General features: G+C 51.9%; 1 protein-coding gene. It reads left to right on the forward strand.

Annotated features, from left to right (window positions below; all coding sequences use genetic code 11):
• Positions 1-61: 61 nt before the first annotated feature.
• Entirely contained in the window at positions 62-1222 is a 1161-nt protein-coding gene (locus B9Z40_RS17005; RefSeq protein ID WP_100174550.1) for an IS30 family transposase, read from the forward strand.
• Positions 1223-1229: the final 7 nt, after the last annotated feature.

A 1229-nucleotide genomic window follows, 5' to 3' on the forward strand; every position in this document is an offset into this window, starting at 1 on the left:
CTTGGATTCAACCGATCGATGCAACACACTAGAAACTGCTTTAGCAGAAGGAGTGTTGCAGATGAAGCGAAGACCTAGAATTTACTACTCTGATAGCCAGAAGGCCCTAATGTGGGAACGCTGGAAAAAGGGTGAGTCCCTTCAACAGATTGCCCAGCTATTTGATCGAAATCACTCTTCGATCAGTCGCATCCTGGCTGAGACTGGTGGTATTCGTCCAGCTCACCGTTGCCGCTCTCAATTAGCCTTGAGCTTGGCTGAACGTGAAGAGATATCACGCGCATTGTCGGCAGGACGCTCAATACGCTCAATCGCTTCCCAACTTGGGCGTGCCCCTTCGACCGTTAGCCGTGAGATCCAGCGCAACGGTGGCCAAGGCAGCTACCGCGCAAGCCAAGCCGAACAGGCGGCTTGGGACCGAGCATGTCGCCCCAAGATCTGCAAATTGGTGCAGAAACGTAAGCTGGCGAACATCGTGGCTGGTAAGCTCCAATTGCAATGGTCACCCCAGCAAATTGCTGGATGGCTAAAGCAGACTTATGTGGACGATGAGAACTATCAGGTGTCACACGAAACAATTTACCGCAGTTTATTTATTCAAGCCAGGGGGGCATTGAAGAAGGAGCTGCTGCAACATTTGCGACGCACCAGAGCCATGCGCCGTTCACGCCACCACACCCAAAAGACAGACAACCACGGCAAGATTACGAACGCCATGTCCATCAGTGAGCGTCCGGCCTCGGTGGAGGATCGGGCCTTACCAGGCCACTGGGAGGGTGATCTGCTGTTTGGTAGTCTCAGTACACAGATTGCAACACTGGTTGAACGTCAAACACGGTACGTGATGCTGGTGAAAGTTGCCAGCAAGGACACCCAAACGGTGATCAATGCACTGATTAAAAATGCGCGCAAGATGCCCCAGGAACTCTACAAGTCATTAACTTGGGATCGGGGCAAAGAAATGGCTGACCATCAGCGTTTCACATTAGCAACCGACATTAGCGTTTACTTCTGCGACCCCCAGAGTCCTTGGCAGCGCGGGAGCAACGAAAACACGAACGGTCTATTGCGGCAGTATTTCCCCAAGGGAATCGATATCTCACATTACTCCCAGGCTCAGCTAAATGCGATTGCAAGAAAACTCAACGAACGCCCAAGGAAAACCCTAGACTATGAAACGCCCGCTGAACGATTCAGCCAACTTGTTGCATCGACCGGTTGAATCCAAG

Origin of the sequence: Limnohabitans sp. 15K (assembly GCF_002778285.1) — a bacterium.
GTDB lineage: Bacteria > Pseudomonadota > Gammaproteobacteria > Burkholderiales > Burkholderiaceae_C > Limnohabitans_A.

Bases quoted from the DNA above. Each gene is read 5' to 3' on its own strand.
- B9Z40_RS17005 (WP_100174550.1), top strand. From the start codon at position 62: ATGAAGCGAAGACCTAGAATTTACTACTCTGATAGCCAGAAGGCCCTA.